The sequence below is a fragment of the Wolbachia endosymbiont (group A) of Dendrolimus pini genome (assembly GCF_964026835.1).
Classification (GTDB): Bacteria; Pseudomonadota; Alphaproteobacteria; order Rickettsiales; family Anaplasmataceae; genus Wolbachia; species Wolbachia pipientis.
In genome coordinates, this window is the sequence record NZ_OZ034702.1 from 502,821 (window position 1) to 525,708 (window position 22,888).

Consider the following 22,888-nt stretch of genomic DNA (forward strand, 5'->3'; position numbering starts at 1 on the left):
GAGAACTTATACCTTATTATTCTATCTCTTTCATACCTTTATTTCCTTAACTTGACGCGTATGGATGCGCAAACAGTTAGCAGGTCTTTAAAAAAAGTTCTTGAAAAAATTAATAACGTTCATTCTGAGTATGTAGGATCAGTAGTCTATGATAATAGTGCCCGTGAAGCATCACATCATGGATTTATGGTAGGCGTTTTCATGAATTTCCACTATAGGTATAATCTTAGAGTTTACCCAGAGCAATTTGCAGGAAGGGGTTATGCAGATATTATCTTGCTGGCTCGTGGTCCTGATCGTGCATTAAATTCTATTCCCATTATTATTGAGTTAAAAGCAGGGGCAGGTCCTAACGCTACTCCAGATAAGGCTTTGCAACAAACAGAAAAGTATGCACAAGGCTTCCAACCAAATGTTCAGCGAGTTCTAACCACTGCAGATAACATTTTATGTGTTGGTGTCAATCTTGATAATCCATCTCCTATCTCTGATATTAAAGTATCAAATCGTGGGGAAGAAATAATTCCTCTTTTTCAAGATATGCTAAAATCTTCTGATGACTGGGATACGCAAAGGATTGGAACAATAGAATTAAAGGGACAGGTGAAAGATAATCTAGAACGTATTTATCATACGTTTCCTGGTACACCTGAGAAGGGAGATAAACATTATTTTAGTAGATTTTTACTAGGGCAATCACTATTGCTAAATAGAGTTGAAGATTTAAAAACTGGTTTTAAAAAATACATTTTTATCTATGGAGACAATATACCTACCGAGGTACGTCCTAATCTTCGTAGGCTTAGACGTCCAGCAGCTGAAAGAGCCAGGGAGAGATTGTCAGCTAATCTTGATGCGAGTCATGCAGTTGTGACAATGGTGCTCATTCCAGAAAATACAGAGAAGTTGGTTTATGTAATAAATATTGTTGAAGCTAACAGAAAGGATGTTCTGAACGGGCTGGATGAAGTGCTCCCTCTTGAGAGGTTAAACAGAGAAATAGGGAATAGGGAAATAGTTGAATTAAGTCTTAATTTTGATACTAGATACAAGTCAGATTTTCAAAGATATCTTACTGTTTGGACTGAAAAATACGATTCTTTACGAGAGTACAACAACGGAGCTGAGAGATTTCAAGGTACTTTCAAAGAAGTTCCTTACCCTAATGAGTTAAAAGAAACATTCGATAAAGCACTAGATATCCAATCTTTATCAGTAGGAGGATATAGTAGATTATTAGAAAAAATTGGAGAAGGAATATTCCCTTTTAAGAGTCTCGTTAATAAAGAAGCTCATTTCCAGGGAATATTGAATGGAGTATTTAGTTATTATAGCGACCTAAAGTTACAAGAATCTCCAGAAACCAGAGCATTAGTTTTAACTGAGTTTCAAACTGGTAGAGGGGAACGTATTGACATGCTAGTTCATGGTATTAAGTTTGTGGCTCAAGGTGGAAATGCTGAGGAGTACACACCAATAGGGTTGGAACTTAAGACATCAAGGCAGGGCAAAGGAGCTCAAGCTTTATTGAGAGAAGCAAATGATCAAATAAATGAAGAATACAAAGAAGGTGTTACCTATAAAACACTTACAGATGGTGATGAGGTAAAGTTTATCGGTGTTGTTTTCGATAAAGGATCTAATAATCCGAATAAACTTATTTTAACAAGTAGGACAACCAAGGAAGGATTTATTCCTGTTGAAGTAGTTCATAGTTCAGTTCATATGCTGCCTACTGGTGAAGCAACACAATCTTTGAATAAGTTAAATCTTAATGGCTGTGCAAAGCAAAGCAATAGAAAGAAGAGAAGTATTAAATGTTTATTTTCAAAGGATGATGTGGAAAAGTTTAGTAAAGGAAGGGTAGATAAAAATAATGTAGGTAAGGTTATAATTGATAGTGAAAAGTTCCTAACTTATGTTAAAAGCAGTCAAGATGAAGGGAAAAATGCTCAGCTAATAGAGTTTATTGGAAACAAAAATATTGAGGGTGACTATAAATATTTAGTTGATAAGGTGATTGGAGACCAAGGGTATGAGCGCTATATTCAGAATGAGCGTATCAAGGATTTATATGGTGACGTTTTACAGCAAAACAGTGATTTAACAAAAAACCCGAAATTAAAAAGCAGATTAATGAATGCTGCAGGTGGAATACAATTAATAAGAGGAATTCATGGTGCTATTGTATCTTGCAAGGATGGAACAGCAACGGATTGTGGATTAAATCTAGGTGGAATAGGATGGTCTTTTGCGTCTCAACCAATTGAGAATGTAATGGTTAAAATTGCTCCAAAAGTTGTAACATCAGCTGAAAAAGTTGTAGGAAGGATTATACCGGGTACTTTAGGTAAGCAGACAAAATTTGTTGTTCAAGTTGCAGGAGTAAAATTTGGAAGTAAAATAGCGAAAGGCACGGCAGGAGCTATAGCTGGTATATTTGATATTATTGATATAGGCATATCAGCAAATAACCTTGTAGACTGTAAAAATAGAGAAGATAGTAATAATCCATGTGGAGAAAAGGAGATAAGAGATAATATAGCTTCTATAGCCTTTTCTGGTGTGTCATTTGTTTCTGGTGTTGCTCTTACAGCAGCTAGTCTGCCTGGAGTTGGTATTGGAGTTGGATTTGGACTCATGGTAACTCATGGAGTTTATAGTGGTATTAGCAATATTATAGAGTATGAAAAGAAGTATGATACAACTCATGGTGAGAATTTCGATATCTTTTTGCATACGCTTTTACTTTCATCTATGCCATATGATCTGGAACACCTTGCAGCCAGAAATAATATGGTTAATAGTCAAGCTAAAAGAGCCTGGAAAGCTTTAAGTGATAGCCCTAATGATGTAGTTGCCTATGGAGTTGGTTTTGGGGTGGATAGCGACACGCCATCTCTTCATGCAGGGTATGGAAAGATTCTAATGAATAGAACAGATGCTGATACAACAAACCTTTCACGTGTTATACCTGACCCAATTCAAAATGCTACGATGATTTGCTTACCACAAGTCACTAGCGAAATTTATGAAAAAGGTATTAAAAAATCAGTTCCAACAGCTGTGCATCACTGTGAAAATACAATGGTTATTGCTGATAGAAGAAGAATGCAAAATGGTACAATAATTCTTTATAATTTAGAAAGCATAGATGAAGGTACCATTGTTGGAAGTAATACATTAAATAACTACTTCTTGATTTTTAGAGGAAACACAGGAATAACTGGTGGTAATAATACTGTTAACAAATTTATTCTTGTGAAACCTGGAGGTTTTTCGGGTAAAATTATTGGTGGAAGTAATGCTACTAATATACTTGACCTAAGTCAATCAACAGAATACGACTTTGTACAAGCAAAAATTGACTATCGTTTTAGACCTAACGCTCCCGGTCTTTTAAGGTTAACAACAAATCTTCATCGATTGATCAATGATTATGTTGATAGCAATGTCGATGCTTTCAGGTATAGCTATATTGGAAGGCAAAATAAGACAGATAATGTTTTATGTACATATAATTCTAGGCGCCTTACTAGAAACGATAATCGTGACGTCTTTATAAATAGTGGTGGAGGTTTGAGCAAAAATGAGAAGGATACAGTTGATAATTGTAAAAAAGTAGCTATTGCGCCATACACTAAAGTTACAGGTGCAGAAAATGATTATACCTTTTATATAAAAACCACAGATTACGAGGCTAAAGATTTATATTCAGAAATTGATGTAAAAGGAACGGGAACTGTAATCTTTCCGGAAACTAATCTGCTAGATGATTGTGATGAAATATCTTATTTCTCGACTAATAATACTTTATCTTTAAAAATAGGGCTGGGTCAAGGTAATCAATATACCCTTGATATTAAAAATTATATTAAGCAAGGCAGTAATCAACCTAATTTTATGCTGATAGATAAAAATGGTAGTAATATTATTCCTAAAATTGAGAAACTAGAATCATCCATTACAAAAATTAACTCGTTCGAGTTACATACAGAACATTCTCTTGATAGCTTTGATGCTGCAGAAAATCATTACAAGGAAATACTCATTAATAATAAGGACTATAAAGTCTTTGGTGTTGTTAGAGCAAAACTACAAAGCAGTAGCGCATTCCAACATATGGTATTTGGTTCTTCAGGAGAAGATATAATAAATTTTGACCAAAGGAGTATGTTTGCTAGAGGTGGAAATGGAAGTGATATGTATGTTATTGATAGCAACACAGAGAAAAGAGAGATTATTATTGATAATAACTCAGGTGATAAAAAATTAGATATGTTGGTTATGCCAGAAGTTCCTGAGGAGTTTTCAATTCAACAGTGTAACTTGCATTTAAACTATAGTAATACTCATGTTCAAGTAAGAAATTATCTTAAGGGTAACAGCTATAGGCACCTTATGGTTATGAACAGTAAAGGAGAAACCTTTATTCCTTATGTACAATCAATGTCATGTGCTGGCTCTTCCGTAGAAAGTGGCAAATTATCTCCCTTTTTCCATGCCACACAGACTCAGAATATGTTTTTGTTGCCTAAGGATTTTGAAGGTGATCATTTAGTGATTGATTCTAATCTTGAAGATATCGAGAAATATAAAGATGAAGATGATCTCTTATTAACAAGAGAAGGTGAGATTCCTTTTATTATTAGAGTAGAAGATTTTTATAATGACCAAAGTAAATGGAGAGATGTTAATTTTCTTCTGTGGAACAATGGTAATTTTTTTCCATATTTAGGTTTACAGCAAGAGGTTGATGGAATAATGGACTATCAAGATAAACTTAAGAATGATTATGAAAAAATTATAAAAGAATATGTTATAGATTTCACTAAGTCTATCAGTATCACACATAATCAAGATGGCACTTTAACTTCGGTGGGGCAAGATGAAGAACGCATAGGAGTAGTGATATTAAAAGATATTACTCCAGATCAGATTAGGGTTTCCAGTAGTAATACAGATTTGGTGTTTTCCGACGAAGTATCTAACCATGTAATCAATGTAAAAAATTGGAATAATTCTGAGTCTTATAGGATTTCTACATTGGAATTCGATTTAGGGTTAGAACCAATAATAATCCGGAGATTAGACAGGTTTAGTTTGTCTGATATAGCAGAAATACAAGGTCTGATTAATAAAGCTTCAGAGATTTGCCAAAAGAAGGCTGGGTGCGAAGCTAACATTGAAGCTAAAAATAACGATGGCCAAACACTTTTTCATGTTGCTGCTCAAGAAGGCAAATTGCGTTCTATTAGGTTTCTTATAGGTAAAATTGAAAGTATGAATTTTGAAGATAATTTGTATTCAGAACCTGATGAACTAGTAAAAGCAGTTTGCCAAAGAGAAAGATTAAAGTCTCTCATAAATGAAAAAGATAAGTTCGGTTATACACCGCTGCAATATGCTGCTAAAAATGCTAAGTGGGATATAGTCAATCTTTTCCTTGATAAAACTGCTGAAAGAAATCAAGATGACGTTGCAGATAAAGATAAATTCTCAACAAGCTGGACTACCGTGCACTATGCCGTTTACAATGGTAATATGAGTCTATTTAATGATATATTTCAATTTCTTTCAGATAAAGAAACTATCATTAATACTAAAGACAGTAGTGATTGGACACCTCTACACTATGCTGTATATTACAATGCTTTAGATGTGGTAAAATTTCTTGTGAACAAAGGTGCTGATATCAATGCTAAAGATAAGGATGGTAAAACACCTTTAGACTTAGCTGTTCAAGGGAATGAAACAAGTGTAGCAGAGTTTTTAAAGCAAACGCAATTAGATAAAAAATTGTTAGCTGCAGCACAAAATGCAGATATTAATGAAGTTAAAGATCTTATTAATCAGAAGGCTAATATTAATGCTAAAGACATGTACGGTTGGACGCCTTTACACTTTGCTGCTTCTCGTAATAAACTTAGTGTAGTTGAGTTTCTCTTCAATAACAATGCTAATATTAATGCTAAAGATGTGTATGGTAATACACCATTACATGTAGCTGCCCAGTACAGTAGTAATCTTGAAATAGTTAAGTTTCTTTTAGACAAGGATATTAGCGGTATTAATAATATAACCAATAATGGTTGGACACCATTGCATGTAGCTATACAAGGAAACAAATTAAATACAGTCGAACTCCTTCTTGGCAGAGGTGCTGACATTGAAGTTAGAGATATTTATAACCAAACATCTTTAGATTTGGCTACTCGAAAAGGTTACCTAGATATAGCAGGAATTTTGAAGCAAGTACAATTAGATAGAAAATTGTTGACTATTGTGGAAAGCGGTGGTTTTAATGAAGCTAAAGGTCTTATTGCTCAGGGTGCTAACATTGATACCAATGACAAGAACGGTAATACACTACTGTATTCAGCTGCTGAAATCGGTGATTTAAACCTAGTTAAACTCCTTCTTGATAACGGTGCTAATATTGAAGCTAAAAACGGAGAATATCAAGCAACTCCATTGCATGGAGCGGTTGAAAACTACAGGATAGATGTAGTCAAATTACTTCTTAATCGTGGTGCAAATGTTAACGCTGAAGACAAAGACAATTGGACACCTTTACATTATGGTGCTGATACCAACAGTCCTGATATAGTAAAAGTTCTTGTCGATGCTCATGCTAATCTTGGTGCTAAAGGTAATTACGGTAAAACACCGCTAGATATTGCGAAAGACAAGGGGCACAATAATATTGTGGAATACTTAGAAAAAAAGCTCAGGGGAGGAAGAGGAGAACGCAAACGCCGTCATCACCATGGAGATCACAATTCTCATAACTTATCACGCAAACCCCTTGCTATAGACCAACCTCAGATAGCAACAAGCAGTGGCGCAAAACCATCTTCATGGATAAATGATTTATTTAGTCGGGTGAAAAGCTCTGTAGGTAGATTATTGAGTTCTAAATCTGAGGGGACTGCAAGTTCATTATCACAAGTTGATGGGCAATTTGCCAAAGCGTCGATAAGTAATAGTAGTTTCACAGGTACCACACTACCATCTGATGGTACAGATAAAAGACAAGAAAATGGAGGTTTCTTTCGAGACAACGTCGATTATGTAAATGCAAATCTAAAACGAATGTGTGAAAGGCAAGCACCTGTTAAATTTAAGCCTAAGGATAGAAATACAATATTAGAAATGGGAGATCACTATCTATCACAGGTTGACTTTAATGGTACAATAACTTTATTTGACTTATTGATTAGAAGGGTTACAGGTCAAAAGTATATTTCTACAATAGATCAGTCTATATCTCCACTAGAGGCACAGGAATATACACTCAATATTACAAAGGGATTTGAGAAAGTAGTAGAGCAAGCTGGATTAAAAAGTGGTGTGTCAATGCATCGATTAAATATTGATTTTGTGGAAATACAGAAAGAAGTTACAGGAAAAATCATGAGTGGTAAATTTGATGAGATTTCGGGGATTTTCAACTCATATGTAGAGAAAGCATGTTCTGGTAAAGAAGCTGGTAAATTAAGTCCGAAGAAATTTGAAAAGTTTATAGCTCAATTTAATAAGGGTCTGCTAAATCAATCAATAGAGCAGATATTACACAACAGAGATGGTAGATTAGAAGTTGATGGTGCAAAGCAAATGAGTTTAGAGCCTCAAAGTTATTTAAGTAATGCTTCAGTTCACAGCCATTCAGAAGTATCAACTTGTCTTTCTGAGATAGGAGTAACCAAGCTTGGAGGTAATATCAATAGGTAGGTTATAATATAAGAGGTGCAGCTATAAAATGCCAAGTAGTGAAAATTTTAAAGTGAAGGTAGCAAAATTAGCCAAAATAATTAGGGAAACCAGTAGCAAGTTTGATGGTCCTAATACTAAAATGGATGAAGTAGACATTAAATACTAAGTGGTTAATGTGTTTTCCATATTGAACTTACAGCACGTAGCTTTGATATAGAAGTTTGAGTAACGTTATGATAGTAATTTATATAATTCTATGTGCAATCCTTATAGCTATTTTAGACAGTTCATTAGATTCTTAATGGCTTTGTTGCATAGCACTGATAGGCATGTAAATCACAGTGAATTTACGCAGCTAATTTAAATTCAGCCATACCTATATCAGTAAATTTGTTCAATAAGTAGCACTTAATTAACAGCTCTTTTTCACGATTTACCTCTGATTTATTTTTCAAGCCAAACCCAAATATTTGCTTCAACCTATAGAAAAAGACTTCAATATAAGACCGTGCTCCATACTTAACTTTTTTCTTCCATTCATTAATACCATCTTCATAATTCTCATATGACCTAATTCTACTAATATACTTGTTTCTTTCTGATAAGTAGTCAGCTAAACAAATTTTAGTATCCTTCCTAGGGCGAATAATAGGCACAATATTGTATTTTCTGCATTCTTTATACACACTTTTTATATCATAAGCCGCATCTGCTCGAATAGAACAAATGTTATATTTATCACTGACTTCTTCTAACATATCGCAGATCGGCAAATAGTCTACAGCAACACCACTAGTGTAGTTCATGCTTATTGCTTTCTTATCATTTATGTTTAAAACAACATGTAATTTTCTTACTTGACCATAACCACTGTATTTTCTTTTTCGAATATTAAGCTTACTATGCCCACCGTTATTATTGTAGATACTAACTCTAGTGCTATCTACGGCAATTTCAACATTTTCCAGATCATCTTTATTGCTTCTATGGTCATCAATCTTCAAATTAAGCTTTTTAAATCTTCTGGAAGCTTGTGTATAGCTGATAATCTTAAGTTTTTTGCCTATTTGTACCATATAACCTTTTACAAAACCTACAGCTTGTCTCAAGCCAATTCTAAAAAGATGAACTATTATGTGTATTAAAATTACAACTTTATCACTATAAGTGTTATTGCCACCTGCAACTTTTGGACTATTTTCATACCAATTTTCTATGGCTTGATTAACAAAATGAAAAACATTTCCTCTTTTTTTGAGAAACTCGTTATATTCTCTTTGGTTACTTACTCTCATTTTTTGTGGCATAAGTTGTACTTGTTTGAAAAATGCCTATTTTACAACAAAATGCGTTAGTAGCCATATATTAAAAAGCTTTTCTTCTTACAATAACCTCAACCAACACTAGCTATGCAACAAAGCCATTCTTAATTAGGGAATATATCTAACTTAAAGAAGATTTTCATAAATGTTGAAGTGAATAAGTTGTAGTATTTATGTTTTTTCCCTGAGTTGTAAAATTTCAGAATGAGAGAGACCGGTAATTTGAGCTATAACATCTATAGGGACATCGGCCTTGAGTGAATTTTTTGCAACTTCAATTTTACCTTCAATTTTACCTTTTTCATGGCCGATTTGGATGCCTTCTTTCCTGCCTTTCTCTTCTCCAATTTGGATTCCTTCATGTTTAGCATCATCGAGTTTTTGAGCAAGGATAGCGTTTTCTTTCTGCACGCTCAATATTCTTTCTTCATATGCGATCAAATCCTTTTCATTCCAGCGAAACCTGTCTAATTCATCATATGCTAGCTTTATTATCGGAGCTTCTGCTGCTATCTTTTTTAGATCTTCTTCAGTTGTATCTTCTGCGTATTTAAAAAAGAAACACCATCTCTCTGTAGTATTCTCTAATTGCTCTACCTTATTTTTTGTAAATTTAGGCAACTCAATAAAGACAAATTGTAAATCTTTCAAGTAATGCCCATTGGTTTTGATATCGCGTATATTATGAGTAGAAATATAGTCAACTTCTTCAGGCAGAAGGTTACAATTGGAAATAGCAATAAAGAAGACTTTCTGAAGATGAATGTAATTACCAGATTTATCTAATTGCCGAGAGTAAGCTTTAGCAGCATAAAGTTGAGCACGTTTCTCAAAGCCTTTATCACGAGCGAGTTGCATTTCGATAACAAATCTATTACCAATAGAGTCTTTGCAAAGAACATCAACAATGCTTTGTTTGTCAGAGGCAATTTCAGGATCCATAATGGTACTAAGGAATTCAATTTCCATTATTTGATCAGAAGTAGAAAAACCTAAGATATCGTTGAGGAAGTGAATTAAGATATTTTTATTCTTTTCAGAGCCAAAGATCTTTTTAAAGCTCAAGTCATTTTTGGGATCAAGAAATTTCGAAAGAGCCATGACGAATTAACCTAAAAAGCATTAATGATTATACACAATTGTGAAGAAATATTCAACTAAAATGCAAACATAGAAGTTTTTGTATATCTTTATTTGATAGTATTAACCTATATAATATTTATGGCAAATATCTCGATAAGGTACCAGATAGCACAAAAAGTAAGGAGCTGGAGGTTAAAGCGAGGTTATACTCAAAAAGATTTAGCGGGAAAAATTGGCGTAACGTATCAAGTAGTACTACAATATGAAAAAGGAACACGAAAAATTTCGATTGAAAAGTTGTACGCTATAGCAGAGATATTGTCGATTGGTATTGTAGACCTAATTCCTGTATCAAATGAGAAAGCCTACTTTAAAAATGAGGAACTAAATCTAATAAGAGAATATAAAAAGATTAACGATCATGAGTTACGTAGGATGTTTTGTTTATTAACCAAATTTGTTCAAGTTAGTGAGAAAAGTAGTAAAAAAACAGAGAGAATAAAAATTGCAAAAGGTCTGGTTAAAGCAGGAGTTTCTGTTGATACTGTTTCAAAAACAATAGGCCTTTCTGCTGATGAATATGTTGAAGAAAAAGTTGGTTCTATCTACTGCCAAATAGGAAGAAAGATAAAAGAATGGAGGGCAGTACGGGAATATACTCAGAAGGATTTGGCTGAGAAAATGGATACAACACGTGACGAAATAAGCAACTATGAACAAGGACGTGTGGCTATTCCACTGGAAAAATTGTATGCAATAGCGGAAACATTATCGATTAATATTACAGATCTACTAATAGAAGAAGATGAAGGTAGTAAAGTGGAAAGTGAGCTACCTGATTTGATTAAAGAATACAAAGAAATTGAGAGCCAAGAACTACGTAATGTACTAATAAAATCTATGTTTAAAAGCATACAAATTTGTGAGGAGAAAATTAGAGAAGAAGAAAGAATCAAAATTGCAAAAGATTTAGTAAAAGAAGGAATTTCTACCGATATTATTTTGCAAATAACAGGTCTCTCTTTAGGCGAAATTCAACAAGTTTAAAATAAAAAAAATCACCATATATTAATATCTTCACCCATTCATGAAAAAATAAGTAAAAAAGATTGAAAAATTGATTTGACTTCACTCGAAAGCTATGGCTCTATGCCAATGCTGATAAAAAAACAGCAGTAAATATTTAAAAAAAGTTTGTTGTTAGTGAAGGGTAAATTATATGAATAAAAGTAAAGAAGAAATCGAATTCAGAATATTAGAAAGCAAAGGCAAAGCACTACTTGATCGTGAAATAATGGAAACGTTTTTAAGTGCAGTACATGAAAGGCCACAGGCTCAAGAAATTGCTAAAAATCTAGTGAATAGCTATACGGGAGTAGGAAGGATTTTAGGTAGAGAAATGGATGACCTGAAAGTTATAGAAGGAGTGACTGATTCTGCAGTAGCAATGATTATGTGTGTTAAGGAAACGCTAGAAAGGGTAATGAGAGAAAAACTCAAGAGTGAGCCAATAATGGACTTACAAGGGCTAGTAGAGTACTTAAACGTAAGTATAGGCCATTCAGAAAGGGAATGTGTAAAAATACTGTATTTGAATAAGAGGCGCCAATTAATCGGAGAAGAATCCTATATTGGTGAAATGGAAAAAGCACCGGTGTATATAAAGGAGATTATAAAAAAAGCATTAATAAAAAATGCAACATCAATAATAATGTCACACAACCACCCTGGAGGGAGCTTAGAGCCGTCAGAAGAAGATCAAGCAGTAACGAAGAGCTTAGCAGCAGCATGTAGTACTGTAAGCGTAAAATTGTTTGACCATATTATCATCACAAGTGGAGGCTATTTCAGCTTTCGAGAAAACGGATTGTTATAGCAGAAAGTATTTGCAAATCTACTCACTATAATTTATAATGAGTAGTAGAATGTATAATAATAAAGTTTATTGTACGCTTAAAAAGTATTTTTAATAGTGAGGATAATATGGGTAATAAAATAATTGTACCTTTTGATGATAAAAAAGGAGGTACTTATCAATTAAACGTTGATCTTGATAAATTATCAGAAGGTGAGATGTTAAATGCTATTATAGGAATTGGTCGTGTTAACCAGCAGTCCACCTTTGTAAGCAAAATTAATAAGGCTAAAAAGTTTGGAGAAGTGCCCTTCCCTAATAGAGACGTTCAAATCAACTACGGAAAGGGACTTGATTACATATATGGCACAAAACCTTTAAATGATCAAGCAGAAGATTTAAATCCATTTACTTCAGCTTTGCAAAAAATAAAGCCAAGTATAAGCGAAAGCGAAAAGTTGAGCTGGTTTAAGAGTGCTGTGGTAAGAGCAAAAAGTCCAAATGAACTGCACAAGGCTGTAGACCAAGTACTAACTTCTGGAGCAAGGCTAAATGCATGTAATGATGGCGAATGGAGTTTTGCAGAATATGTAGTATTAGGTACACATTTTCATAAATTTGATAAGGCTGATCGTAAAAAGCTAATACGTAAATTAATGTTAAGCGGTGCAGAGTTTCATGATACTTTATTGCAGAATAAACTGATAGGTGAAATCTATAATGAGCTACAGCCAGAAGTTCAGCCACAGCTAGATGAGAGACTAGAAGAACTAGAGAAAGCTGGCGAAAGTGCTGTGCAAGAAGGAGAATTAATAGATATTGAGATAGACAATACAACATCGTATATAGAATTTTCTGGGGATAGCAAGGTAGAGGTAGCCAAAATACTGAGAGAGTTAGGAAGTAATATTTTAAAAATTGGTAATGATGCAGTTGAGGTTAAAAGTGAGAAAGGAGGTGTAAGAAACTATACCGATATGTCAAATGGCAGCTCTGTCATGTTAGAGTTTCCTACGAGCATTGGTAAGCTAAATGTTATATTGTACCACGATGTAAAAAAATATGATCAAGTACAAGTCAGAGTAGAAAACAAGGAAATGTGGGCTGAGTTACAAAAAAGAGGCGAAGAAATAGGAAAAAATTGTCTCTTTGGAGGAGTGAAACTTAAAGAAGCGGTAGAAAGAGGTGGTTTCACTAGATGTGGCATATGGAGTGAAAAGTATGCTATAAAAGAGATTAGCAATGATGAAGTATTGTCTTCATGGGTAAATAGGGTATGTGGAGGTAGTAAAGAAACCTTTAGGGAACTTTAATGCGTCTACAGCAAACTTTAAGGTTCCAGAGGTTTTTTCTACCGTTATATCTGAGCTATAGTAGAAAATATTATACGCATGGTTGTTTTCGTGGAAAAAAGTCTAGACTGTGAAGTAGGGGAAAAAGTGAAAAGTTGGAGGTTAGAGAGTGGGTATACTCAGAAGGATTTAGCTGAGAAAATTGGTGTAAAGTATTGGGTGATACTGCAATATGAGAAAGGGAACCGTGGAATTTCAATCGAAAGGTTGTACGCTATAGCAGAAGCATTGTCAGTAAGTATCACTGATCTCATTCCTGTATCAAAAATCTGTCTTGAAGATGAGGGAGAAGAAATATTAAATCTAGTAAGAGAATATAAAAAGATTAACGATCAGGAGTTACGTAGAATGTTTTGTTTGCTAACCAAATTTGTCCAAGTCAGTGAAAAAAGTAGTAGAAAATCGGAAAAAATAAAAATTGCAAAGAGTCTGGTTAAAGCAGGAGTTTCTGTTGATATTGTTTCACAAGCAATTGGCCTATCTGCTGATGAATGTGTTGAAGAAAAAGTTGATTCTATATATTACAAAATAGGAAAAAAGATAAAAGAATGGAGGCTAGTGAGAGAGTATACTCAAAAAGATTTAGGAGAGAAAATGAGTACAACCCGTCACGAAGTAAGCAACTATGAACAAGGACGCGTAGCTACTCCACTGGGAAAATTATATGAGATAGCAGAAACATTATCGATTAGTATTACAGATCTACTAATAGAGAAAGATGAAGGTAGTAGAGTGGAAAATGAACTACCGAATTTAATTAAAGAATACAAAGAAATTGAGAGCCAAGAACTACGTAATGCACTAATAAAATCTCTGTTTGAGGGAATACGTATTTGTGAGGAGAAAGTGAGAGAGATAGAAAGGATTAAAGTTGCAAAGGATCTAGTAAAAGGGGGAATTTCTATTGATATTATTTTGCAATCGGTAGGTTTACCTGTTGATATAGTTTTAGATGGGTAGCTCGTGGAAAAATTATAGTAATAGAGTTTTTTTCTTAAATGGAGGTATATGTGTTTGTTTCTGCAAGCAATGTTAGTTACGGAATAGGGCAAAGAATAGAAAATTGTAGGTTAATGCGAGGTCATACTCAAATAGGATTAGCAGGTCAAGTAGGTTTAACATACCAAGAAGTGAACAGCTATGAGAATGGTTATACTCCTATTCCAATTGGAGTACTATATGTAATAGCAAGAGTATTATCAGTTAATGCTGTAGATCTATTACCTAAACCAATAACAGTAAGAGAGTATAAAGATGAAGACGAAGAAATACTCTATCTAACGAAAATATACGAGAATCAAAAGTTAGGTAAGATAGTACCTTCATTAGTCAGGTTTGTTCATATTAGCGAAAAAATTAATCAAGAAGAAGCAAGGTTGGAAATAGCAAAAAATCTAGTAAAAGAAGGAGTTTTAGTTGACATAATTTCCCAGGCAACGGGTTTATCTATTTACGAGTATGATAGTACAGAGAGAGAAATCTGCGCTGATTCTATATATTACAGAATAGGACAAAGAATAAGAGAATGGAGATTGATAAGGAGATACACTCAAAAAGATTTGGCGGATAAAGTTGGTGTAACACTCAAGGAAATACACGAATATGAAAAAGGGTATACTGCCATATCATTAGATAAATTATATGAAATAGCAGGAGAATTATCAGTGAATATTAAAGCTCTGCTACCTAAAACAAGAGAAAGCAAAAAGCTATTGAGTTTAATGGATGAGTACAGAGAACAAGAATCATTAGTCAAATCTCTATCTGAAGATATGAAAAGTAGCAAAGAAAAAGTTAAAAAAATAGAAAGGATCAAGGTTGCAAAAGATCTAGTTAAGGCCGGTGTTGCAATTGATATTATTGTGCGAGCAAGTGGCCTAACTGTTGATGAGTTGGGTGAGTGTGAAAATTGAATATCTTTAAGATATAAGTAAAGTTAGTTAATGATTTAACCAGTAGAATTTGCTAACCAACTTTTTTGGCTCAGTTGAATTTTGCTTGGTATAAATTAAGATATGAAATCGCAAAGTTTATCTATTAATTTCTGGTTATCCTCTATCATTGCATTTGCCTCTTGCTGAAGAGATCTGATATTTTTTGATGTAATATTATCCATGTCAGGTGATGCTATTTTCAATTGCGATTGTATTCTTACGTATCTATTGCCTATTACTTGATTCATCTGATAATTTACGCAGTCTAATCCAGAGGCAAACATCACATTTAACAAAGGTTTTATCCAGCCTATTTTTCCAAATCTCTTTGAATTGGCTATGCTTCTATCTGTTCTTCCAGTACCTATCGATAACAGTAGAATATCATCATTTGGAAATAACCTCTTACCACTTGCATATGCACAAGCTGCTGGATTATTGGCAAACACCCCTCCATCCACTAATACCATTTCCTTGTGGTTGATTTTAAGATATTTAGGTGCAAAGTAAGTAGGTGCAGCCGTTGCAGCTCTGAGTGCATCTTTCAGCTTAATATTACCTTCTTTCCAGCTTTTAAAGAAAAATGGGCAGTGATTCTGAATATCGTAACTCGTAATCAACACATTACTTAAAGTGTTTTTTAGAATATCCTCTCCAAAATATTTATCCAATACAAATTCAATATTTTTATGTGGGTATTGTGCGCAATTAAGCCAAGAAAATATTGATCTTCTCAAAAATGAAGATTTAAAAATATATGCTCCGTACTTTTGGTAAAGCTCGACTAAATCATTGGCTGAATATTGGGGATTTCCCCGTTCATCTTTTCTACATAATCCCGCTACAACAATTCCACCGGTTGAGGTCCCTGCAATAAGATCAAAGATTTCAGCTATCGGTTTTCTTGTCCTTTGCTCTATTTCTGCTAATATTATTGCTGGTATTATTCCTCTTATGCCACCACCATCAATGGATAGTATAAATTTAGTCATATGTTGAGATATATTGCACTGTTATTCTTAATATGTTCATTTCTATTTGGGTGTACGTTTTGTCCAAAAACTACGGTTTGCTTTACTCCAAATGGAAATTGCACTGAACAGATAATTGATGTGATAGATGGGTCCAAAAAGTCTATATTTATGCAAGCCTATGAATTTACTTCCAAGCCCATTGCAAAATCTTTGATTCGAGCAAAGGAGCGTGGTGTCAGTGTGGAAGTTATTTTGGATGAATCTCAGCTTAGCTCAAAATATAGCGTTATAAATCATTTGTTTACACAAGGAATACCAATATACATAGACTATAAACCAGCCATTGCACACAGTAAAGTGATTATTATCGATAACCAAAAAATCATCACTGGTTCATTTAATTTTACTTATTCGGCTCAAGAAAGGAACACAGAAAATTTGCTGATCATTGAAAATAACGACCTATTGGTTAAGAAATACGTGAAAAATTGGTATGACCGTCAGTCGCAATCCAAGCTTTATCAACCTGTGAAAGAGTAGTCATTTGCATTTTGAGTTATTAATCTTAAATTCATTAAGATCTTCTGATAAGTTTTTTACCCTTTCCTCAAGTACAAGCACTTTCTCCATTAACCCATGTTCAATTATCTTGTCGTGGAGTTGTACTTGTGAGTCTAGCTTGGACAACCACCATATGAATGCTACAGTTTGGATTAATAATGTGACTATTACTGCTAATGGTACTTTTTGATTTTGCATGGATATAAATTTACTATGAATAATTGCTGATAAAGGATTATTTTTTTGATCTGTGCTGGTCTTCGGCTTGAGCAAGTAGCTTTATTATTTCTCTATATGATTTATCTTTATTGTGTCTTGATTCCATTACAGCTATTTTTCTAGGGCTTTTTCCGTCGTTATCCTTAACGTTAGGATTTGCCCCTTGCTCTAACAGAAACTCAACAATTTCCAAATGTCCTTTATCTGTCGCAGAATGTAGTGCTGTCCACTTAAATTTATTAGCTGCGTTAATATCGACACCTCCTTCTACTAAAAACTTTATGACTTCTAAGCATCCATTTCCTGCAGAATAACGTAGTGCCTTTTCACCAATATTTACATCACTTTTCATTAAAGACTTCACAGCCTCTAAGTCACAATTTTTAGTTGCGATTTCCAATTCAGTATTGTGATTTTTATCTCCCTTATCAAACAAAGAAGAACATATAACTACAATACATACTACCAGTACTATTAATAAAATTAGACCATCATTACGAAAAAGTCTTCTCACATTCCTATTCACAAAACGCTGTAAATCATAACCATCTAGTATTAAATAACTATTTTCTTAAAATTCTCTTATTCTCTGTTTACCATTGCATCTACCATAGTTTGGTATCCCCTACTGTTTAAAACATGTTCTGCCTTGCTAATTATCCATTCCCCTTCAATTTCCTGACAAAATCCTGAAAGACTAATTTTTGCTTCTGCAAATAGTGTAGGATTACCAGGAACAGTTATGTTTAAAATTGATGTGCTACGTTTTAGCTGTTTTAATTTAGCAGTTGCTGCACTGATCGCTAATTCTGCACTAGAGTAAAGTGCTTGTAAGGTATAGCTTGGATCTTCATTTCCTACCTTTTCTTCTATGGTTTTTCCTCTTTCATAACTATGCCATTTCGCAATAACAGACCCGTACCTACTACGCACATTAAAATTTGCCTTCCAATTTATTACATCTTTAGGTGTTAAGGTTGTTGTACCTAATATCTTGCCAGTTGCTGACTTCCCTTCTCCTTTTGGTATGAAAATTATATATCCTCCTGCCGGTTTTACTAATGCATCATAATCCTGACCTAATCTTTCCAGAAAATTTATATCACTTTCGTCTGTTTGAGTGGCATGCGGTATAAATATATTTTCAAACTTCTCGGCAATTTTACCTTCATACCCATGCTTTTGTGCTATCTCCTTAATTAAATCTCCTAAAGTAATGTCCTTCCATTCCCTTGATATTTTTTCCTTTAATGATCCCCTTAAACTTGCAGCATTACATTTTATTCTTATAGTTTGTGATGGGCTTTGTACAGTAATTTCATCTGCCTTATATACCCCCATAGGCAGTAATCCCGTTTCTTTATACCCGAGAAAGATCTGTAATTTACCTTTAAGTTTTGATGCACTGGAGCTATAATCAAGACATATCTCAACTTCATCATTTGTAGTACCTGATCCGTCAATGACACGTAACGATATTAAACTCTTTTTTAATTTCTCTGTTAGTTGGTTATCTTCTGCTATTAGATTAAAATCTGGAGTCATTATTCTAAAATATTTGTAACAGACTCTTGAGATATTTTCTGAATTTTAGGAAGCTTAATCTTGATTTCAGCAGGCAAAAAGCTACCATACTCTGCAAGACCAGGATTAGCCTCTAGAACTACTTCTACAGCTCCACTACTGTATCCATAGTGCTTCCAGCAAATATAATCTAACATTTCATTTTCTTTAGTATAATACTCAATCATTTGTTATAATTTTTTAATTTTATTTGAAACTCTACTTTTCTTGGCTGTCCACTAGGAAAGAATGATGTCTTTTTTTCTTCTACGCTAGTGATAACGAAGTTTCCAAGTACACTTCCTGAATAATCAACTAGAACATGTGGCTCTTGAGTATTATGAATATTTTTCAACTGTTCTAGACCATTATTCTGATAATATGGATAAATCACACCTGTCAGATCAATACATTCAATACCTGAACCGATGTTTTGTAGCAATGTTTTTTCAATGCACTCAATTGTATGCCACCCCTCTTCTTTATTGTATCTCAAGCTTATTGGTTCAATCTTACATTTTCCAAGCAACATCAATGCAGCTCTTCAATTGTATCAAAAAGTGCACTACGTGCTTGCTCTCTAAACCTTTCTATTACTGCATCTGCAATACTGCGTACATCTTGATTTGGTTCTGCTTTGACACTTATATTAAACGTCTGGTTGAATGTTTGGTTATACATTTTCGATTCTTTACCTTCAAACCTATTCTTTATTAACTCCATATCAGTTTTATAATCTTCTACAGACCTTTTTTCATCTGTTACTTTAAACTTTTCAAAATTACTTTTTCTACCAGAAATTCCTTTAATTGCACTATTGCCTAGCAAGGGATCTCCATTACTGAAAATACTATTTTTAGAAAGCGTATTAACAACAGTTCCTTTATTTTTAAATTCTTTAATCGGACTATCTTTTGAGATTTTTCCAAATATACTACTGACAGTGCTTCCCATCCATGAAAAAGCTTCTCCTATAGGTTTTATTATAGATTTTATGTACTCCCAAAAGCTAGCAAAGAATTCCTTCACTTTTTGCCAGTTAGTTATAACAAGAGCTGCTCCAGTAACAAGTCCAGCAATTAAAAGTCCTATAGGGTTAGTTATTACAGCTAGTGATATTGCTCTTAGCCCTGTTATTACTGCAGGAAAAACTGTAGCTGATAAAAACGAAAATACTCCAATTAGGTTTGCTTTAAGACCAAAAATCGTGCTTCCTAGCAATGTAAACCCATATCCTAGGTCTTGTCGACATAAAAAAATAGTGATATAGAGTACTCTTTATTAATAGGTAAAGAGAATGCTATATGATTTAAAAGATGAGCAATGGGAGAGAATAAAAAACAGTCTGCCAGGTAAGGAAGGAGATAGAGGAAGAAGCGCAAAAGATAACAGGAGATTCGTAGCTGCAATAATGTGGATAGGTAGAACAGGAGCAACATGGAGAGCATTGCCGGCTGAGTATGGAAAATGGTCAAGTGTACATAAACGTTTTATAAGGTGGGCAAAATCTGGTGTTTGGCAGATGATTTTCAACACATTAGCTGTTAATGGAGACACAGAGTGGCTCATGATAGACTCAACAATAATCAGGGCACATCAACATGCTGCTGGTGCAAGAAAAAAATGTGGAAACTGGTAGACAAGAACAAGAGCTGGGACGGTGCAAAGGAGGATTTTCAAGCAAATTACACGCTGCTTGTGATGCTTTGGGCAACCCACTGAGATTCTTTGTTACTGCAGGGCAAAGATCGGATTACGTAAAAGCTTTAGACCTGATAGAAGGCAAGAACATGGAGGCACTTATTGCCGATAAAGGGTATGACGCAAATTATATGATTGAGGCTGCAGAAGCTGTAAATGCTGAGCCAGTAATCCCACCGCGTTCCAACAGAAAAACACCAAGAGAATATGACAAAGAATTGTATAAAGAGAGAAACTTAATCGAAAGGATGTTCAACAAAATCAAGCACTTCCGCAGAGTTGCTACACGCTACGACAAATTGGCCATAGCTTTTCTGTCTTTTGTTCACATTGCTGGCATTTATCTTTGGTTAAAATAAATGTCGACACTGCCTAGAGCACCATAGGCGTCGCTTAGGTTTATCAGTAGTGTAGCAACTTCCGGGTGATCAGGGCCATAATGTTTTTCAAGAATAGGCAAGGCCTGTTCAAACAGCTCCTTTTGTTTCTCGTGGTCACCTAAGTCCCCATGAGAGATGCCGAGGCTTATTAGTATAATAGCAATTTCTGGATGATCAGGGCCATAATGTTTCTTAAAAACAGGCAAAGCCCGTTTAAGCAACTCTTGATTTTTCTTATGTTTACCTAAAATGCCATAAGTAATGCCAAGGGTTACCAGTAGTTTAGCAACTTCCGGGTGATCAGGGCCATAGTGTTTTTCAAAAATAGGTAAAGCACGTTCAAGCAACTCTCTTGCTTTCTGAGAACTACCTAAAGCATTATGAGCAATACCAAGATTTACCAGCAGTATAGCAACTTCGAAATGGTCAGACCTGTAATGTTTCCTTTTGATTGCTAAAGCCCGTTCAAGTAACCTCTTTCTTTTCTTATGATAACCTAGACCCCCATAAATGACACCTAAGTTTGACAACAGTTTAGCAAATTCAAGATGGTCAGGACCGTAATGTTTCTCAAAAATAGGTAAAGCCCGTTCAGACAGCTCCTTTGCTTTCTGAAGATCACCCAAAGCATAACAAACAAGACCGAGGTTTGCCCGTAGTTTAGCAACTTCGAAATGATCAAGTCCATAATGTTTCTCTTGAATTGCTAAAGCTTGCTCAAACAACTTTTTTGCTCTCCGGGGATTATCTAAATTCTCATAAGCGTGGCCAAGGTTTGTCAGTATGACAGCAACTTTAGGATGATCAGAGCCATAATGTTTCTCAAAAATAGGTAAAGCCCATTCAAACAACTTTTTTGCTTTATGAGGATTACCCGAATCCTCATAAGCGTTACCAAGGTTTGTCAGTGCAACAGCAACTTTAGGACAATCAGAACCATAATATTTCTCAAGAATAGGTAAAGCCCATTCAAACAACTCTTTTGCGTTCCGAGGATTGTCTAAAGCATTATAAGCAATACCAAGACTTACCAGCAGTGTAGCAATTTCATAATCAGGGATAAAATGCCTCTGAAGAATAGGTAAAATCCATTCGATCAACTCCTTTTGTCTTTTAGGGTTACCTAAATCAGAGTATCCATCATTAATCCACATTAACAAATCTAAAAGATAATCCTTTTCTATTGTTTGCTTTTCTGAAGAATTTTTTTCTAGCAAATTATCCATGTGTGATAAAAATGCTTCTAAATGTGGTAATAATTGTCGTTTCTTAGCATAATCTTCTAGTTTATCACTGTGGTAAGGAAAACCCTTTTGTAATAGTTGAAAAACAGTCTTTATGTCTTCTTTAGTTTTTCCACTTTTCTCTGACTTTAGCCTTATAACTTCTTGAACCAAGCTGTGTATTAACATACTATGATCTTTTTTGGTAGTTAACATGGAGTAACTTATTAATATTCCAAACGCTTCATGGAAAGTTTCTAAGGAAGGATTATTTTCTTGATTATCAGCAAAGATTTCTAGTAAAGATTGAGGAATAGGACTACCATCTAAGTAAGCACAAGCAGTAAGCCAGTTAGCTGCCAATAAGGATTCTTTTTTTATTGCTTCTACTGTGATGTCCCATGTAACATACACTATTGCTGCAGTCTCTCTATTAGCGTCGGCTGGAAATGTTTCAAGCAATGTTTCATCAGATAATAAAGCTCGTTTTCTATCGTTATATAATTTCAAATAGTCTGAAATATTTATACCTGTTTTCTTTATATAAGCGCTTGCTTGGGCTAAAGCTAAAGGTAAATGACCTAATGTCTTTGCTAATGCATCCACTTGAATTATATCTAGCTTTGTTCCTTCCACTTCTAGTATCTTACAAATGTAGCTCCTTGATTCTCCAGGTTCAAAAACATCAACAGAAATAGTGTTCTGTGGTTGTGGCCAGCCAAATGTATAACGAGAAGTTAATAATATCTTTCCTCCTTCTATAGGAAGTAAATCTGCTATATCTTTGTAGTTAGGAGCGTTATCGCATATCAGTAGCCACCCAGCACGTTCAGGGTGTTCTAGCCAATACTTAACATGCTTGGCGTGATCTTCTTCACGAACGTTTTCTCTGTAACCATGAATAACGTTTAGTCCACGTCCTAACTTGATGTACTCGTTAATTAAAGTATTTCTATCTCGTGTATCAAGCCAAATTATCCATCTATATTTTTGGAGCTTACTCCA

The 22,888-nt window shown here is 34.4% G+C and carries 17 protein-coding genes and 1 pseudogene; 8 read left to right on the forward strand and 10 right to left on the reverse strand.

Annotated features, from left to right (window positions below; all coding sequences use genetic code 11):
- Window positions 1-60: 60 nt before the first annotated feature.
- Entirely contained in the window at window positions 61-7,734 is a 7,674-nt protein-coding gene (locus AAGD66_RS02355; RefSeq protein WP_341814526.1) for an ankyrin repeat domain-containing protein, read from the forward strand.
- A 329-nt stretch (window positions 7,735-8,063) separates the two neighbouring features.
- Here the strand turns inward: AAGD66_RS02355 and AAGD66_RS02360 are convergent, their stop codons facing one another.
- Together AAGD66_RS02360 and AAGD66_RS02365 are read right to left on the reverse strand one after the other, a co-directional pair.
- Window positions 8,064-9,023, reverse strand: coding sequence for an IS5 family transposase (locus AAGD66_RS02360; protein ID WP_341814527.1), 960 nt, complete (start codon window positions 9,021-9,023; stop codon window positions 8,064-8,066).
- 186 nt (window positions 9,024-9,209) lie between these two features.
- Window positions 9,210-10,139 (reverse strand): Rpn family recombination-promoting nuclease/putative transposase, encoded by a 930-nt coding sequence (locus tag AAGD66_RS02365; protein WP_262986565.1) that lies wholly within the window; start codon window positions 10,137-10,139, stop codon window positions 9,210-9,212.
- A gap of 120 nt (window positions 10,140-10,259) precedes the next feature.
- On the opposite strand from AAGD66_RS02365, the gene AAGD66_RS02370 reads away from it, so the two are divergent.
- The 5 genes from AAGD66_RS02370 to AAGD66_RS02390 all read left to right on the forward strand — a co-directional run bounded on the left by AAGD66_RS02370 (window position 10,260) and on the right by AAGD66_RS02390 (window position 15,241).
- Complete coding sequence (locus tag AAGD66_RS02370) at window positions 10,260-11,168, forward strand: helix-turn-helix domain-containing protein (protein WP_264688691.1); 909 nt, start codon at window positions 10,260-10,262, stop codon at window positions 11,166-11,168.
- A gap of 172 nt (window positions 11,169-11,340) precedes the next feature.
- Window positions 11,341-11,997: a RadC family protein gene (locus tag AAGD66_RS02375; RefSeq protein WP_264688692.1), complete on the forward strand. Its 657-nt coding sequence runs from the start codon at window positions 11,341-11,343 to the stop codon at window positions 11,995-11,997.
- Between the two features lie 107 nt (window positions 11,998-12,104).
- Entirely contained in the window at window positions 12,105-13,289 is a 1,185-nt protein-coding gene (locus AAGD66_RS02380) for a hypothetical protein (RefSeq protein ID WP_264377031.1), read from the forward strand.
- Between the two features lie 78 nt (window positions 13,290-13,367).
- Window positions 13,368-14,288, forward strand: coding sequence for a helix-turn-helix domain-containing protein (locus AAGD66_RS02385; protein WP_264377032.1), 921 nt, complete (start codon window positions 13,368-13,370; stop codon window positions 14,286-14,288).
- A gap of 38 nt (window positions 14,289-14,326) precedes the next feature.
- On the forward strand, window positions 14,327-15,241 hold the full coding sequence (locus AAGD66_RS02390; protein ID WP_405197540.1) for a helix-turn-helix domain-containing protein: 915 nt from the start codon (window positions 14,327-14,329) through the stop codon (window positions 15,239-15,241).
- A gap of 95 nt (window positions 15,242-15,336) precedes the next feature.
- On the opposite strand, the gene AAGD66_RS02395 is transcribed toward AAGD66_RS02390, so the two are convergent.
- The gene (locus AAGD66_RS02395; RefSeq protein ID WP_264377034.1) at window positions 15,337-16,254 is read right to left on the reverse strand and encodes a patatin-like phospholipase family protein; all 918 of its coding nucleotides are present in this window, start codon (window positions 16,252-16,254) and stop codon (window positions 15,337-15,339) included.
- Between AAGD66_RS02395 and AAGD66_RS02400 the strand changes: the two genes are divergently transcribed.
- A complete protein-coding gene (locus AAGD66_RS02400; RefSeq protein WP_138264883.1) occupies window positions 16,255-16,776 on the forward strand; it encodes a phospholipase D family protein in 522 nt (173 codons plus the stop codon).
- Here AAGD66_RS02400 and AAGD66_RS02405 read toward each other — a convergent pair whose 3' ends face one another.
- From AAGD66_RS02405 to AAGD66_RS02430, 6 genes are read right to left on the reverse strand one after another with little or no spacing between them, the layout of a single operon-like run.
- On the reverse strand, window positions 16,777-16,995 hold the full coding sequence (locus AAGD66_RS02405; protein ID WP_138264884.1) for a hypothetical protein: 219 nt from the start codon (window positions 16,993-16,995) through the stop codon (window positions 16,777-16,779).
- Window positions 16,996-17,032: 37 nt separating this feature from the next.
- On the reverse strand, window positions 17,033-17,542 hold the full coding sequence (locus AAGD66_RS02410) for an ankyrin repeat domain-containing protein (RefSeq protein ID WP_138264885.1): 510 nt from the start codon (window positions 17,540-17,542) through the stop codon (window positions 17,033-17,035).
- A 56-nt stretch (window positions 17,543-17,598) separates the two neighbouring features.
- On the reverse strand, window positions 17,599-18,561 hold the full coding sequence (locus AAGD66_RS02415) for a phage late control D family protein (protein WP_264377035.1): 963 nt from the start codon (window positions 18,559-18,561) through the stop codon (window positions 17,599-17,601).
- Window positions 18,561-18,767, reverse strand: coding sequence for a tail protein X (locus AAGD66_RS02420; protein WP_138264887.1), 207 nt, complete (start codon window positions 18,765-18,767; stop codon window positions 18,561-18,563). Before AAGD66_RS02420 ends, AAGD66_RS02415 begins: the two co-directional genes overlap by 1 nt.
- A complete protein-coding gene (locus AAGD66_RS02425) occupies window positions 18,764-19,111 on the reverse strand; it encodes a phage tail protein (protein WP_264377036.1) in 348 nt (115 codons plus the stop codon). The genes AAGD66_RS02420 and AAGD66_RS02425 overlap by 4 nt, the downstream gene beginning before the upstream one ends.
- A complete protein-coding gene (locus AAGD66_RS02430; protein ID WP_341814528.1) occupies window positions 19,111-19,800 on the reverse strand; it encodes a hypothetical protein in 690 nt (229 codons plus the stop codon). Before AAGD66_RS02430 ends, AAGD66_RS02425 begins: the two co-directional genes overlap by 1 nt.
- Before the next feature lie 76 nt (window positions 19,801-19,876).
- Between AAGD66_RS02430 and AAGD66_RS02435 the strand changes: the two are divergent.
- Window positions 19,877-20,639, forward strand: a pseudogene (locus AAGD66_RS02435) (IS5 family transposase).
- Here AAGD66_RS02435 and AAGD66_RS02440 read toward each other — a convergent pair.
- On the reverse strand, window positions 20,621-22,519 hold the full coding sequence (locus AAGD66_RS02440) for a tetratricopeptide repeat protein (RefSeq protein ID WP_341814529.1): 1,899 nt from the start codon (window positions 22,517-22,519) through the stop codon (window positions 20,621-20,623). The pseudogene AAGD66_RS02435 and the gene AAGD66_RS02440 sit on opposite strands and share 19 nt — an antisense overlap.
- Window positions 22,520-22,888 lie beyond the last annotated feature (369 nt).